The organism is Paramicrobacterium salitolerans (assembly GCF_051513965.1).
In the GTDB taxonomy this organism is placed as follows: Bacteria; Actinomycetota; Actinomycetes; order Actinomycetales; family Microbacteriaceae; genus Paramicrobacterium.
Genome location: NZ_CP195847.1, coordinates 1,326,353 through 1,341,033, shown reverse-complemented (window position 1 = coordinate 1,341,033; position 14,681 = coordinate 1,326,353). Strand labels below are relative to the sequence as shown.

Genomic DNA, 14,681 nt, shown 5'->3' with positions numbered 1-14,681 from the left:
AAGGCCAAGACGATGACCACCGATGAACACACTTCCGAGCAGGAAGTCCTCGTCGTCACCGGTATGTCAGGTGCCGGGCGCTCGACCGTCGCGAACGCCCTCGAAGATCTCGACTGGTACGTGGTCGACAATCTTCCGCCTCAGATGCTGCGTCCGCTTGTCGATCTGGCGGAGCGAGCCGAGGGCACGGAGAAGCTCGCCGTCGTGGTCGATGTTCGCGGCAGAGACTTCTTCGCTGACCTCCGGTCGATGCTGCAGGGCCTGCGCGAGGGCACACATCTCCGAGTGCTCTTCCTTGACGCAGCAGACGAGGCGCTGATTCGCCGGTACGAAGCAGTGCGCAGACCTCACCCGCTGCAGGGGGATGGCACGATCCTCGACGGCATCTCCATCGAGCGCCAGCGTGTGGCCGCCATTCGCGAGCTGAGCGATCTCGTCATCGACACGACAGACCTGAATGTTCACCAGCTCGGCTCGACCGTGCGCGACATCTTCAAGAGCGAGGCGACACCTGGCGTACAGATCACGGTGATGAGCTTCGGGTTCAAGTACGGCATCCCCACAGACGCAGATATGATTGCAGACGCGAGATTCCTCCCAAACCCGTTCTGGGTGCCGGACCTGCGTGCGCACACGGGCCTCGATACCGAGGTCTCCGACTACGTCTTCACACAGCCCGGCGCCGAGGAATTCCTCGACGCATACGCATCCGCGCTGAAGCCGGTCCTGACTGGATATCAGCGTGAGAACAAGCGGCATGCCGTCGTGGCGATCGGGTGCACAGGCGGAAAACACCGCTCCGTCGCCATGGCGCAGCGTCTCGCCTCCCTCCTCAGTACGCAGCCCGACGTCGTCGTCAACGTCAAACACCGCGACCTCGGTCGCGAATGACCGCCGGGCACCCGAGCAGATAGGACTCCGATTGGCTCTCACAGCCGATGTCAAAGACGAACTGACCGCCGTCGACGAAACGCGCAATACGGTTCGGGCGGCCGAGCTCGCTTCGATTCTCCGCTTCAGCGGAGGTCTCCACATCATCTCGGGTCGCATCGCGATTGAGGCCGAGGTCGACTCGCCGCGCACCGCTCGTCGGGTCCGCAAAGACCTCGCTGAGCTGTACGGAGTACGCAGCGAGGCAAGCGCCGTCTCACCCTCGGGCGGACGTCGCGCCCCATACTTCCTCGTCAGAGTCATGGCCGGGGGAGAGACACTCGCTCGCCAGACGGGCCTCCTTGATTCTCGACGCCGACCCGTCCGGGGCCTCCCGAACCGTCTCACCACGGGCTCACGTGATGACCTCGCTGCTGTTTGGCGAGGAGCTTTCCTCGCTCGCGGCTCACTCAGCGACCCGGGACGTTCCGCCGCTCTCGAAGTGACCTGCCCCGGGAATGAGTCCGCAATGGCCCTCGTAGGCGCTGCGGGTCGTCTCGGCATCTCAGCGAAGGCGCGCGAGGTTCGAGGTGTCCACCGTGTCGTGATCCGCGATGGCGAAGCAATCAGCGCGATGCTCACGGCCATGGGAGCCCACAAGACCGTGACGGAGTGGGAAGAGATGCGCCAGCGGCGCGAGGTGCGCGCCACAGCGAACCGCCTCGTGAACTTCGACGACGCGAACCTGCGCCGCTCCGCGCAGGCTGCCGTCGCCGCCTGCGCGCGCGTCGAGCGCGCCCTCGAGATCCTCGGTGAGGATGTCCCGGATCACCTGGCTTACGCCGGCAAACTGCGTCTGGACCACCGAGACGCGAGCCTCGACGAGCTCGGACACTTCGCCGAACCGCCAATGACCAAGGACGCTGTCGCCGGCCGCATCCGTCGTCTTCTCGCCATGGCCGACAAGCGCGCGCACGAGACCGATGTGCCCGACACTCAGGCTTCGCTTCCCCCTTCGGCGGACTGACTTCCTCTGTCATCTGAGAGCGAAGCCCACTAGCCGAACGAGCACCGGCGACTAGACTGGGGAACGTCACTCAGAGCCATGCGCGGACCTATCGCGCATGAGAGAAACGAGGAGATATACATGGCTGAATACACGCTTCCCGACCTTGCGTATGACTACGGCGCACTGGAGCCGAGCATCTCGGGAACGATCATGGAGCTGCACCACTCCAAGCACCACCAGGCTTATGTGACGGGAGCGAACACCGCTCTTGAGAAGCTTGCTGAGGCACGCGAGTCCGGCGACTTCGCAAACATCAACAAGCTCGAGAAGGACCTCGCGTTCAACCTCGGCGGTCACGTCAACCACTCGGTCTTCTGGACGAACCTCTCGCCGGAGGGCGGGGACCGCCCGACGGGTGACCTGCAGGCTGCTCTCGACGAGCAGTTCGGCGGATTCGAGAAGTTCCAGGCTCAGTTCAACGCGGCTGCTCTGGGAATCCAGGGTTCGGGCTGGGGCGCGCTGATGTGGGACTCGATCGGCCAGAAGCTCTTCGTGCAGCAGTTCTATGACCACCAGTCGAACTTCCCCGCGGGCACCGTTCCGCTTCTGCTCCTCGACATGTGGGAGCACGCTTTCTACCTCGACTACCAGAACGTCAAGGGCGACTACGTCAAGGCATTCTGGAACATCGTGGACTGGGAGAACGTCCAGAAGCGCTTCGCGACTGCTCGTGAGAAGACCTCAGGCTTGCTGGTACTGTCGTAATGCAGACAGGGTTGTCCCGGACTCCTGTCTGGGACAGCCCTCCCCAGCTCGTTCGCGAGACTAATTGAAAACGCGCAACACTGCGCCGAATTACAGGAGTCATCCTTGTCAGTAAAGATCGGCATCAACGGGTTTGGCCGCATCGGCCGCAACTTCTTCCGTGCAGCCCTCGCCAAGGGCAGCAACCTCGAGATCGTCGCCGTCAACGACCTCACCGACAACAAGACACTCGCACACCTCCTCAAGTACGACTCGATCACCGGTCGTCTTGACGCTGAGGTCTCCTTCGACGGTGAGCAGATCACTGTCGACGGCAAGTCCATCAAGGTCTTCGAGGAGCGCGACCCCGCCAACCTCCCGTGGGGCGATCTGGGCGTCGACATCGTGATCGAGTCCACCGGACGCTTTACGAATGCCGCTGACGCTCGCAAGCACATCGATGCAGGAGCCAAGAAGGTTCTGATCTCCGCTCCCGCGACCGGCGAGGACGGCACATTCGTTCTCGGCGTGAACGAGCAGGACTACGACCCCGAGAACCACAACATCATCTCGAACGCCTCCTGCACCACGAACTGCCTCGCCCCCCTCGCGAAGGTGTTCAACGACACCTTCGGCATCGAGCGTGGTCTCATGACGACCGTGCACGCCTACACGGCAGACCAGAACCTGCAGGACGGTCCTCACAAGGACCTTCGCCGGGCTCGTGCCGCAGCTGTGAACATCATCCCGACCTCGACGGGCGCAGCGAAGGCCATCGGTCTCGTTCTTCCGGAGCTCAAGGGCAAGCTCGACGGCTTCGCACTCCGCGTTCCCGTTCCCACCGGCTCCATCACCGATCTCACGGTCGAGGCATCCCGCCCGGTCACGGTCGATGAGGTCAAGGCCGCGTACAAGGAGGCCGCAGAGGGCCCGCTGAAGGGAATCCTGAAGTACACCGAGGACGAGATCGTCTCGAGCGACATCGTGAACGACCCGCACTCGTCGATCTTCGACGCCGGCCTTCTCCGCGTCATCGGCAACCAGGTCAAGCTCTCCAGCTGGTACGACAACGAGTGGGGCTACTCCAACCGCCTCGTCGACCTCGCCGAGTACGTGGCCGAGCGCCTCTGACCCCGCGAGGTATTTCAGCGTGCTTCGCACTTTCGAATCGCTGGGTTCGCTGAGCGGCAAACGCGTCGTCGTTCGGTGTGATCTCAATGTCCCTCTCTCGGACGGAGTGATCACCGACGATGGACGCGTTCGCGCGTCTCTGCCGACCCTCAACGCACTTCTCAACCAGGGCGCTCGCGTCGTGGTCATCTCGCATCTTGGACGCCCCAAAGGCGCCCCTGATGCCCAGTACAGCCTCGCGCCTGTGGCGCAGCGCCTCAGCGAGCTCCTCGGGTCGCCCGTCACGTTCGCGGCAGACACCGTGGGCCAGGGTGCTCAGGATGCTGTCGCCGGGCTCGAGGACGGACAGATTGCTGTTCTCGAAAACCTTCGGTTCAATCCGGGAGAGACGAGCAAGGACGGATCCGAGCGACGGGCGTTCGCAGAGCAGCTCGCGGCCTTCGGCGACGCGTTCATCTCCGATGGCTTTGGCGTCGTTCACCGCAAGCAGGCAAGCGTCTATGAGCTCGCCACGCTTCTGCCGAGTGCGGCCGGAACTCTGATCTCCCGAGAGCTGGACGTCCTCGAGCGACTGACGGAGAAGCCTGAGCGGCCCTACTCCGTCGTGCTCGGCGGCTCAAAGGTCTCGGACAAGCTCGGCGTGATCGAGCACCTGCTTCCGCGGGTCGATTCTCTGCTCATCGGAGGAGGGATGCTCTTCACATTCCTCGCCGCTCTCGGGCACAAGGTGGGGTCGAGCCTTCTCGAGAGCGATCAGATCGAAACCGTGCGGCGTTACCTCTCTGCCGCTGAGGAGAAGGGCGTGGAGATCGTCCTGCCCGTCGATGTAGTCGTCGCGGCATCCTTCAGCGCCGATGCAGAGCATGTGGTGAGAGACGTCGACTCCATCGAAGACACCGAGTTCGGGGCATCCGGTCTCGGCCTCGACATCGGTCCTCGCACCGCCCAGGCTTTCGCCAACCGGATCGCGTCCTCTTCGACTGTGTTCTGGAACGGGCCGATGGGCGTCTTCGAGCTCGCACCATTCGCGGCCGGCACAAAGGCCGTAGCCGAGGCGCTCACCACGGTCGATGGACTGAGTGTCGTCGGAGGCGGCGACTCGGCTGCGGCTGTGCGTGCGCTCGGATTCAACGACGATCAGTTTGGACACATTTCAACGGGCGGCGGAGCGAGCCTCGAATTCCTCGAGGGCAAGTCGCTTCCCGGACTGGAGGTACTCGGATGGCAGCAGTGACTCGCACCCCACTCATCGCGGGCAACTGGAAGATGAACCTCGATCACCTTCAGGCGATCGCATTCGTCCAGAAGCTCGCCTGGAGCCTGCAGGATGCCAAGCACGACTTCGATGCCGTCGAGGTCGCCGTCTTCCCGCCGTTCACCGACCTGCGAAGCGTGCAGACGCTCGTCGCCGCGGACAAGCTTCCGCTCGCCTACGGCGCGCAGGATGTCTCATCGCAGGACTCCGGTGCGTTCACGGGAGAGATCTCGGGTGCGTTTCTGAGCCAGCTTGAGTGCCGCTACGCGATCATCGGTCACTCGGAGCGTCGCTCTCTCCACGGTGAGACGGACGAGATCGTCAACAGCAAGACGGTCGCCGCGCTGAAGCACGGGCTCGTTCCCGTGATCTGCGTGGGGGAGACCGCGGAGGACCTCGAGAAGCACGGCTCTGCCGCTGTTCCCGTGTCGCAGCTCCGCGCGGCTCTCGAAGCCGTCTCCTCCGATGCCGACATCGTCGTGGCGTACGAGCCTGTGTGGGCGATCGGTTCGGGCAAAGCTGCAACACCCGACCAGGCCGAACAGGTCGCTGCCGAGCTGCGAAAGGTCATTGCCGAATCCCTCGGTGAAGATGCCGCCGCTCGCACGCGCATTTTGTATGGAGGATCCGTGAAGGCGGCGAACATCGCTGGCTTCATGCGCGAGCCCAACGTCGACGGCGCGCTCGTCGGCGGGGCGAGCCTCGACGTCACGGAGTTCTCCAACATCGTCAGGTATCAGAAGCACGTCGGAGTCTGATTCGACTCGCGCGGCGGGGGCTCACGTATAATCGTCGTGGCCCCGCCGCGCCACACACCCAGCGAAAGGTCCTTCGTGGATATTCTCCAGGTCATTCTTCAAGTACTGCTCGGCATCACGAGCCTGCTCCTCACGTTCCTCATCCTGCTCCATAAGGGGCGCGGGGGAGGTCTCTCCGACATGTTCGGCGGAGGAATGGGCTCGAACCTCGGTGCATCCGGTGTCGCAGAACGTAACTTGAACGCGATCACGGTGAGCCTCGGGCTCGTCTGGTTCGTCTGCATTGTGGCACTTGGTCTGATCACGAAGTTCCAAGCTGGCGTCTAGGAGGTAGTGAATGGCACTCGGAGGCAGCTCAATCCGCGGCTCGCGCGTCGGCGCCGGGCCGATGGGGGAGCAGGACCATGGTCACCACGCGGAGCGCGTCGCAGTCGAATACTGGGATGCACTGGGAAACAAGACGGTCCGCTATTTTGCGGCCGATGTTCCCGCCGAGGACATCCCGGAGACGATCGACTGTCCGATGTCGGGCCTTCCGGCGGGACGTGACAAGAACAATCCGCCTCACGCGCTTCGGAATGAGCCCTACAAGACTCACCTGGCATACGTGAAGGAACGGCGCACTGATGAAGAAGCCGCAGAGCTTCTTGAGAACGCGCTGACCCAGCTGCGGGAACGCCGCGGAACCGCGACGGCGTAACGCCAGAGAAATGCCGGAGGGCTCCGCGATTGCGGAGCCCTCCGGCATTTTCAGTGTCAGTAAGACTGGGCGATGAGATTCTCGGGAACCTCAGCAGCCGCCTCTCGATCGACGAAGAACACAGTGCGCTTGCGGCCCTTGATCCCTGCGATAGGGACCTCCGAGTAGGCCGCACCGGCAAGCGCGAGACCGAGGGACGATGCTTTCTCGGCACCGGCGATCTCAACCCAGATACGCTGAGAGGAGTTCAGTGCTGGACGAGTCAGCGACAGTCGCTCGGGCGGAGGCTTCGGCGAGTCGCGCACGGCGACGACATGCGCGTCCTTCTCCAACACCTGTGGCTGATCAGGGAACAGCGACGCTGTGTGTCCGTCGGGTCCCACTCCGAGGAACGTGATGTCGAACCGCGGCAGACCGCTGTCGCCGTCCCCGAAACGGGCGAGTTCATCCGCGTACGCAACGGCCGCCTCATCGAGGCTCAACCCAGCGTCTGCAGCGGGCATCGGGTGAATGTTCGACTCTGGAACTGAGATGTGATCCAGGAGCGCGCGTCGCGCCTTCAGATCATTGCGCTCATCGTCTCCGGACGGAACGAATCGTTCGTCACCCCACCAGAAGTGAACGCGGCTCCAGTCCACGGTGTCCCGTGCCGGATTCTCGTTGATCTGTGTCAGAACGTCCATGGCTACACGGCCGCCCTCGAGCACGATGCTCACGCGGTCCTGCTCATCGAGCAGATCCACGATCTTGGTCAATGCCCTAGCCGCAATGGAGGCCGCAAGCGCGGCCTTGTCGGTGTGGACGAGTACTCGTCGCTCATTGGTCATTGCTGTGCCTCCATCGACGTCGATTCGGAGTTGAGTGAGCGAAGCCCTTCAGTGATGACCTCACCATAGAGAACGTCCGGGTCTAGTCGGCGAAGCTCCTCGGCAAGACAGTCCCGCAGGCTTCGTCTCGGCAGTGCGATGTCCTGTACCGGCTGACCGGGGATACGCAGTGTCGCTGTGCTGGAGAGGGGGCGCTCAAGTGAGATCGTTCCTGAGGCGCGATCCAGCTCGACTCCGTGGATGCCACCGATCCCGCTGACCGGATTGGTCAGTTCGCACTCGACAGGTACCTGCAGCTGATGCTGGAGCCAGGCCGCAAGCAGCGTCGTCGACGGCGAATCAGCCGCCCCCGATACACGGACTCCGGTGATCGCTTCATACGGAGGCTGGTCGAGAACCGCGGCCAGCTGAGCGCGCCACAGTGTGAGTCTGGTCCAGGCGAAGTCGGTGTCGCCGGGCTTGTAGCCTTCGCCAAGGTGTTCAAGAGCCTCGTGCGGGTCGTCATGGGCAGAGGCATCCGTGATGCGGCGTTGAGCGATCTGTCCGATTGGCGAGGACGCCACTTCCTGAGGCGTATCGCCTGGCCACCATGCGACAACGGGAGCGTCGGGGAGCAGAAGCGCTGTGACAAGGCTGACCTTGTTCTCAGAAGCATCGCCATATGCGCGCAGGATGATCACCTCACTCGCGCCGGCGTCTCCACCCACACGAATCTGTGCATCGATCCGCGTCTCGCTCGAGTCTGATTCAAGCGACCGGGCGATCACGATCACTCGCATCGGGTGCTCACGCGACGCATCGTTGGCAGCCTCGATCGCGTCTTCCTCATCCCCGTGGTTAGCCACGATGATGAGTGTCAGCACGCGACCGAGCGCGACCACGCCGCCCTCTTCACGCATGACGACGAGGCGCTTCGAAATCGCGCTAGTCGTCGTGTCGGGCATATCGATGATCATGGACGCCTCCAGCTTCGGCCATCGCGGGCGAGGAGTTCATCCGCAGACTGCGGCCCCCACGTTCCCGGTTCGTACTGTTCGAGGGGCCCTCCCTGCTCGGCCCAGAATTCCTCGATCGGATCGAGGATCTTCCACGAGAGCTCGACCTCTTCATGCCGCGGGAACAGCGGAGGGTCGCCCAGGAGAACATCGAGAATCAGACGTTCGTACGCTTCGGGGCTCGCTTCAGTGAAAGCGTGCCCGTAGCCGAAGTCCATCGTGACATCTCTGACCTGCATTCCAGCCCCCGGCACCTTCGACCCGAAGCGGATCGTCACTCCTTCATCGGGCTGCACTCGGATGACAAGGGCGTTCTCGCCGAGCTCTGCCGTCTGGGACTCAGCGAACAGGTACTGCGGAGCACGCTTGAAGACCACGGCGATCTCCGTCACACGGCGGCCGAGACGCTTTCCCGATCGAAGATAGAAGGGAACTCCCGCCCAGCGCCGCGTATTCACGTGAAGTTTCATCGCAGCATACGTCTCAGTCGTCGACTGCGGGTTCATGCCTTCCTCTTCGAGGAAGCCGCGCACACGTTCTCCGCCTTGCCAACCACCCGCGTACTGACCGCGCGCGGTAGCGAGGCCGAGGTCTTCGGGAAGCCGCACGGCCGCCAGCACCTTCTCCTTCTCCGCACGCAGGTCCGCCGCGTCGAAAGAGTTCGGCTCTTCCATCGCGGTGAGCGCGAGGAGTTGAAGGAGGTGATTCTGGATGACGTCGCGGGCGGCGCCGATTCCGTCGTAGTACCCTGCTCGGCCGCCCACACCGATGTCCTCAGCCATGGTGATCTGAACGTGGTCGACGTAGTTGGCGTTCCAGATCGGCTCGAACAGCTGGTTGGCGAAGCGAAGCGCCATGATGTTCTGGACCGTCTCTTTGCCGAGATAGTGATCGATGCGGAAGACGGAATCCGGCGGGAAGACTGATTCGACGACCGAGTTCAGCTCACGAGCCGACTGGAGGTCGCTGCCGAAAGGCTTCTCGATCACGACGCGGCGCCATTGTCCCTCGGTCTGCTCCGCCAGTCCTGAGCGCTTCAGCTGAGCGGTGACCTGTGGAAACGCCTTCGGCGGAATCGAGAGGTAGAACGCGTGGTTGCCCATCGTGCCACGTGAGCGGTCGAGCTCCTCGATTGTCTTCCCGAGACGCTCGAACGCCTCGTCGTCACCGAATTCACCGGAGACAAAGCGGATGCCCTGGGCGAGCTGTTCCCAGACCTCCTCCCGGAATGGGGTGCGCGCGTGCGCCTTGACCGCGTCGTGCACAACCTGAGAGAAGTCCTGATCCTCCCAGTCACGCCGCGCGAATCCGACGAGGGCGAACCCCGGGGGCAGAAGCCCCCGGTTCGCGAGGTCGTACACGGCAGGCATCAGCTTCTTGCGTGACAGGTCTCCCGTCACCCCGAAGATGATAAGGCCGCTGGGACCAGCGATGCGGTTCAGCCGTCGATCAATGCTCAATCGAAGCGGGTTGTATTCAGGTGTGATCTCCACCGGGGACATTCGGCTCCTAGATGACTTCCGTGACGGAAGCCTCAGTGATTAGTTGATGGCCTCGAACAGAGCGAGTACGTCGTTCTGCGGGTCGGTCAGTGTGAGCGACAGGACGGGTCGACCATGCTCGCGCAGGACGCCAGCGTCGCCAGCCGCTTGAGCTTCGATGAGCTGTCCGAAGGTGAACGGACGGCCGGGGATCTCCACGTCTGCAGCAGGACGCTGTGTGATCTGCAGGAACACGCCCTGCTCGGGACCGCCCTTGTGGTACTGACCGGTTGAGTGAAGGAATCGAGGCCCCCAGCCGAAGGTGACCGGACGCTGTGCGACAGCTGCAAGCATATTGCGGATGCCTTCCAGCTGCGGGAGCTCCAGACGGTTCACGTACGCCTGAACGGCCACGTATCCATCCTCCGGAAGCGCTGCCAGCAGACGAGAGATGACCTCGTGCACGCTGTCCGTCCCCTCGACGAGCTGAGAATCTCCGCGAACCTCGATGCCGCCTGAGGTGAAAGCTGGGGATGCCGCTTCCGGACGCTCGTCAAGAAGACCGCGTGCAGCGGCCTTCGCGGATTCCACGTCCGGCTGGTCGAACGGGTTGATGCCGAGAATACGACCGGCCACCGCAATGGCGTACTCCCAGACCATGAGCTGCGCTCCGAGAGAGCCGCTCACCAGGATCTCACCGTGGTGACGGTCCCTGGGCAGGAGGTGGAGAGCGTCAGCGTCGTCAACCAGTCGAACGATCTGAAGGTCCGCCGGAACGTTCTCGAGCTCAGGGGAGAGGGTGTCCAGAACCACAGGCAGGATTCCCGTGCCCTGTTTACCCGTCGACTCCGCGATAAGCTGCTCCGCCCAGTCTGCGAACCCGACGATGTGAGTGCCGTCTGCGACGATGCCCAGCTTGTCCTTCCGCGGACTGGTCGCTGAGATAGCAGCTCCGAGCACAAGACCTGGGTTGCTCTCATCGTCGACCGCGAGCTCCGTCAGAATCTGATCCGCCTCGTCGAGGAGAGCGGCGATGTCGACGCCGGCAAGCCCGGACGGGACGAGGCCGAACGCTGTCAGAGCGGAATAGCGACCGCCGACGTTTGGGTCAGCGTTGAACACGGTGAAGCCAGCCTCACGCGCTGAGGTGTCGAGAGGAGAGCCCGGATCCGTGACGATGACGATTCGCTCACGCGGGTCAATGCCTGCGTCCGAGAAGGCCTTCTCGAAGACGCGCTTCTGGCTGTCCGTCTCGACGGTGGATCCTGACTTCGAGGACACGACGAGCGCCGTGCTCTCGAGGCGATCATTCAACGCGGCGCTGACCTGGCCCGGCGACGTCGAGTCGAGAACCGTGAGCTCCACGCCGAAGGTCCGCGTGATCACCTCGGGCGCGAGCGAGGAGCCTCCCATACCGGCGAGAACGATGTGGTTCACGCCAGCATTCTGAAGCTTGTCACGCAGCGCGACGATCTCGTCGACGAGGGGACGAGAGACCGCAACGGCCTCTGTCCAGCCGAGACGCTTCGCTGCCTCTGACTCCGCCTCCGGGCCCCAGAGGGTCGAGTTCTGGTCAGTGATAGACGATGCGACCAGGTCGGCGACGAGGGTCGGAACCGTAGAGCGGACGGCCTCCTCGGCAGCGCCGCTCACATGGATCTTGATGCTCATCGTGCCTCCTCGAGCGCACCCTTGACGTCGTCGAGAAGTTCATTCCACGAGACGATGAACTTCTCCACGCCCTCCTTCTCGAGGACGGCGGTGACATCGTCATAGGAGATGCCGAGAGCGGCGATCGCGTCGAGGACGCCATTCGCTTCGTCGTATGCACCGGTCACTGTGTCTCCAACCACCTCACCGTGGTCGTACGTCGCCTCGAGTGTCTTCTCCGGCATAGTGTTGACCACTCCATCAGCGACAAGACCCGTCACGTAGAGGGTATCCGGAAGCGAGGGGTCCTTCACACCGGTGGAAGCCCACAGCGGACGCTGGGCGTTAGCTCCAGCAGCGAGGAGCGTCTTCGCCCGCTCCGACGCGAACTCCTGCTCGAAGACCTGATACGCCAGCTGCGCATTCGCGACGCCGGCCTTGCCCTTGAGTGCGCGTGCTTCCTCGGTTCCGACGCCGTCCAGTCGCTTGTCGATCTCAGTGTCGACGCGCGAGACGAAGAACGACGCCACCGAGTGAATCGTCGAGAGGTCGATTCCAGCGGCCTTCGCCTGCTCGAGACCGGTCAGGTAAGCGTTGATCACCTCGCGGTAGCGAGTCAGGCTGAAAATCAGGGTCACGTTGACGCTGATGCCCTTCGCGATCGTCGCAGTGATGGCCTCGAGTCCCTCGACCGTCGCCGGGATCTTGATCAGTGTGTTCGGACGCTGGACCTTCTCCCACAGCTCCTGCGCCTGAGCGGTCGTGCCCGCCGCATCGTGCGCCAGGCCCGGCTCGACCTCGATCGAGACACGGCCGTCTACGCCGTTCGTCTTGTCGAAGATCGGACGGAAGATGTCAGCGGCATCCGCCACATCCTTCGTCGTGAGTTCGGTCACGGTCTGATCGACGGTTGCGCCGGCGGCCTTCAGCTCGGCCACCTGCGCTGCGTAGCGATCGCCGTTCTTGATGGCGTTCGCGAAGATCGTCGGGTTCGTGGTGATTCCGACGACATCACGGTTGTCGATAAGCTCACGGAGGTTCCCGGTCTCGATGCGCTCACGAGACAGGTCGTCGAGCCAGATGCTCACGCCGGCGGCGGAAAGCTGTGCAGTGGGTGTTTCAGTCATGATGTCTCTCCTGTGCCCGGCTCAGTTCGCGCCGAGCGTTTCGTGTGCTGCGCTGACAACGGCTTCGGCCGTGATGCCGAATTCGCGGAACAGCGTCTTGTAGTCGGCGGATGCGCCGAAATGTTCGATCGAGACTGACCGTCCGCGATCGCCGACGATTCCTCTCCAGCTGAGGTCGAGCCCTGCCTCAACAGAGACGCGAGCCGTGATCGCCGAAGGCAGGACATGCTCGCGGTACTCCGGCGACTGCTCGGCAAACCACTCGAGTGATGGCGCGGCGACGACACGGGCGTTCGTGCCCTCGGACTTCAACGTCTCACGTGCTTCGAGAGCGAGCTGAACTTCCGAACCGGTCGCGATGATGATGACGTCCGGTGTTCCGCCAGGTGCCTCGGCGAGGATGTAGGCGCCCTTGGCAACGTTCGACGCTGCGGCGAGCGTCTCGCCCTCGGCATCCCCTTCACCACGCTCGAACACCGGGAGGTTCTGGCGGGTCAGCGCGATGCCGGTCGGTCCGTCATGACGCTTGAGGATCTCGAGCCATGCATAGGAGACCTCGTTCGCATCGGAGGGGCGGACGACCGCGAGATTCGGAATCGCCCGCAGCGAGGAAAGCTGCTCGATCGGCTGGTGCGTCGGGCCGTCTTCACCCAGAGCCACGGAGTCGTGGGTCCAGACGAACACGCTCGGCACGTTCATGAGAGCGGCGAGTCGAACCGATGGGCGCTGGTAGTCGCTGAAGATCAGGAATGTTCCGCCGAACGCGCGCGTCGGTCCGTGCAGAACGATTCCGTTGAGGATCGCGGCCATGGCGTGCTCGCGGATGCCGAAGTGGAGCACGCGCCCGTACGGGTTGCCTGCCCAGCTGTCAGTCGAGTGCTCACTCGGCACGAACGAGGCGGCTCCGTCGATGGTCGTGTTGTTCGATCCGGCCAGGTCCGCGGAGCCTCCCCAGAGTTCGGGGAGCTTCGCGCCCAGCGCGGAGAGCGCCTTGCCGGACGCCGCACGAGTCGAGACATCGCTGCCGGCATCGAAGACGGGCAGTGCGTCTTCGATATCTGCGGGCAGCTCGTGCGCGAGCAGGCGATCGAGCAGTGCGCTGCGTTCCGGGTTCGCGTTCTTCCACTCGTCGAATGACTTTTGCCATTCCGAGCGGTCCTCGGCACCGCGTTCAATCGCGCCGCGAGTGTGAGAGATGACGGCCTCATCGACCTCAAAGGTCTTGTCCGGGTCGAAGCCGAGGATCTCCTTCACGCCAGCGAGCTCCTCGGAACCGAGCTTCGCGCCGTGGATCGCTCCTGTGTCCTTCTTGTTAGGTGCGGGCCATCCGATGATCGTCTTCAGGACGATGAGCGTCGGCTTCGATGTCTCGGCCTTCGCAGCTTCGATGGCTTCGAAGAGCTCGGCGACATCTTCGACATACTCGCCCGTCTTCTTCCAGTCGACAGTGATGACCTGCCAGCCGTATGCCTCGTATCTGGCGGCGACATCTTCGGTGAAGGCGATGTCAGTGTCGTCTTCAATGGAGATCTGGTTGCTGTCGTAGATCGCGATGAGGTTGCCGAGCTGCTGGTGGCCGGCGAGCGAGGACGCTTCACTCGTGATGCCCTCCTGCAGGTCGCCGTCGCTCGCGATCACGTAAATGAAGTGGTCGAAGGGACTCGTACCCTGCGGGGCATCCGGATCGAACAGTCCGCGTTCGTAGCGCGATGCATACGCAAAGCCGACTGATGAGGAAAGCCCCTGACCGAGCGGTCCGGTCGTGATCTCCACACCCTTCGTGTGCCCGTACTCGGGGTGCCCGGGCGTGAGCGAGCCCCACGTGCGCAGCGCCTTGAGATCGTCGAGCTCCAGGCCGTCACCGGCGAAATAGAGTTGGATGTACTGCGTCAGCGAGCTGTGGCCGGCGGAGAGGATGAATCGATCGCGTCCGAGCCACTTCTCGTCGTGCGGGTCGCGCCGCATGACCTTCTGGTAGAGGAGGTAAGCGGCGGGAGCGAGACTCATCGCGGTGCCGGGGTGGCCGTTTCCGACCTTCTCAACAGCATCCGCCGCGAGAACACGGGCGGTGTCTACTGCCTTGTCGTCAATGGAATCCCATTGCAGTGCTGCCACGTTGTTTGACCCTTCTGAT

14 protein-coding genes are annotated in these 14,681 nt (G+C 63.2%); 8 read left to right on the top strand and 6 right to left on the bottom strand.

Annotated features, from left to right (window positions below; all coding sequences use genetic code 11):
• The first annotated feature begins 12 nt into the window (after positions 1-12).
• The 8 genes from rapZ to ACSAGD_RS06360 all read left to right on the top strand — a co-directional run bounded on the left by rapZ (position 13) and on the right by ACSAGD_RS06360 (position 6,467).
• A complete protein-coding gene (rapZ, locus tag ACSAGD_RS06395; RefSeq protein ID WP_437584883.1) occupies positions 13-891 on the top strand; it encodes an RNase adapter RapZ in 879 nt (292 codons plus the stop codon).
• 31 nt (positions 892-922) lie between these two features.
• Complete coding sequence (gene whiA / locus ACSAGD_RS06390; protein WP_437584882.1) at positions 923-1,897, top strand: DNA-binding protein WhiA; 975 nt, start codon at positions 923-925, stop codon at positions 1,895-1,897.
• A 120-nt stretch (positions 1,898-2,017) separates the two neighbouring features.
• Positions 2,018-2,644, top strand: a complete 627-nt coding sequence (locus ACSAGD_RS06385; protein ID WP_437584881.1) for a superoxide dismutase — start codon at positions 2,018-2,020, stop codon at positions 2,642-2,644.
• Between the two features lie 105 nt (positions 2,645-2,749).
• Positions 2,750-3,754 (top strand): type I glyceraldehyde-3-phosphate dehydrogenase, encoded by a 1,005-nt coding sequence (gene gap / locus ACSAGD_RS06380; protein ID WP_437584880.1) that lies wholly within the window; start codon positions 2,750-2,752, stop codon positions 3,752-3,754.
• 19 nt (positions 3,755-3,773) lie between these two features.
• Entirely contained in the window at positions 3,774-4,988 is a 1,215-nt protein-coding gene (locus tag ACSAGD_RS06375; protein ID WP_437584879.1) for a phosphoglycerate kinase, read from the top strand.
• Positions 4,976-5,767, top strand: a complete 792-nt coding sequence (gene tpiA, locus ACSAGD_RS06370; protein ID WP_437584878.1) for a triose-phosphate isomerase — start codon at positions 4,976-4,978, stop codon at positions 5,765-5,767. The genes ACSAGD_RS06375 and tpiA overlap by 13 nt, the downstream gene beginning before the upstream one ends.
• Before the next feature lie 75 nt (positions 5,768-5,842).
• A complete protein-coding gene (secG, locus tag ACSAGD_RS06365) occupies positions 5,843-6,094 on the top strand; it encodes a preprotein translocase subunit SecG (RefSeq protein ID WP_437584877.1) in 252 nt (83 codons plus the stop codon).
• A 10-nt stretch (positions 6,095-6,104) separates the two neighbouring features.
• Entirely contained in the window at positions 6,105-6,467 is a 363-nt protein-coding gene (locus ACSAGD_RS06360; protein WP_437584876.1) for an RNA polymerase-binding protein RbpA, read from the top strand.
• Positions 6,468-6,523: 56 nt separating this feature from the next.
• Here ACSAGD_RS06360 and pgl read toward each other — a convergent pair whose 3' ends face one another.
• From pgl to tkt, 6 genes are read right to left on the bottom strand one after another with little or no spacing between them, the layout of a single operon-like run.
• Positions 6,524-7,294 carry a 6-phosphogluconolactonase gene (gene pgl, locus ACSAGD_RS06355; protein ID WP_437584875.1) on the bottom strand — a complete coding sequence of 257 codons (771 nt, stop codon included), beginning with the start codon at positions 7,292-7,294 and terminating at the stop codon, positions 6,524-6,526.
• Positions 7,291-8,250, bottom strand: a complete 960-nt coding sequence (locus ACSAGD_RS06350) for a glucose-6-phosphate dehydrogenase assembly protein OpcA (protein ID WP_437584874.1) — start codon at positions 8,248-8,250, stop codon at positions 7,291-7,293. The genes pgl and ACSAGD_RS06350 overlap by 4 nt, the downstream gene beginning before the upstream one ends.
• Entirely contained in the window at positions 8,247-9,791 is a 1,545-nt protein-coding gene (zwf, locus tag ACSAGD_RS06345; RefSeq protein WP_437584873.1) for a glucose-6-phosphate dehydrogenase, read from the bottom strand. The genes ACSAGD_RS06350 and zwf overlap by 4 nt, the downstream gene beginning before the upstream one ends.
• Positions 9,792-9,830: 39 nt before the next feature.
• Positions 9,831-11,441: a glucose-6-phosphate isomerase gene (locus tag ACSAGD_RS06340; RefSeq protein WP_437584872.1), complete on the bottom strand. Its 1,611-nt coding sequence runs from the start codon at positions 11,439-11,441 to the stop codon at positions 9,831-9,833.
• Entirely contained in the window at positions 11,438-12,547 is a 1,110-nt protein-coding gene (tal, locus tag ACSAGD_RS06335) for a transaldolase (protein WP_437584871.1), read from the bottom strand. Before tal ends, ACSAGD_RS06340 begins: the two co-directional genes overlap by 4 nt.
• A gap of 21 nt (positions 12,548-12,568) precedes the next feature.
• The gene (gene tkt / locus ACSAGD_RS06330) at positions 12,569-14,662 is read right to left on the bottom strand and encodes a transketolase (RefSeq protein WP_437584870.1); all 2,094 of its coding nucleotides are present in this window, start codon (positions 14,660-14,662) and stop codon (positions 12,569-12,571) included.
• Positions 14,663-14,681 lie beyond the last annotated feature (19 nt).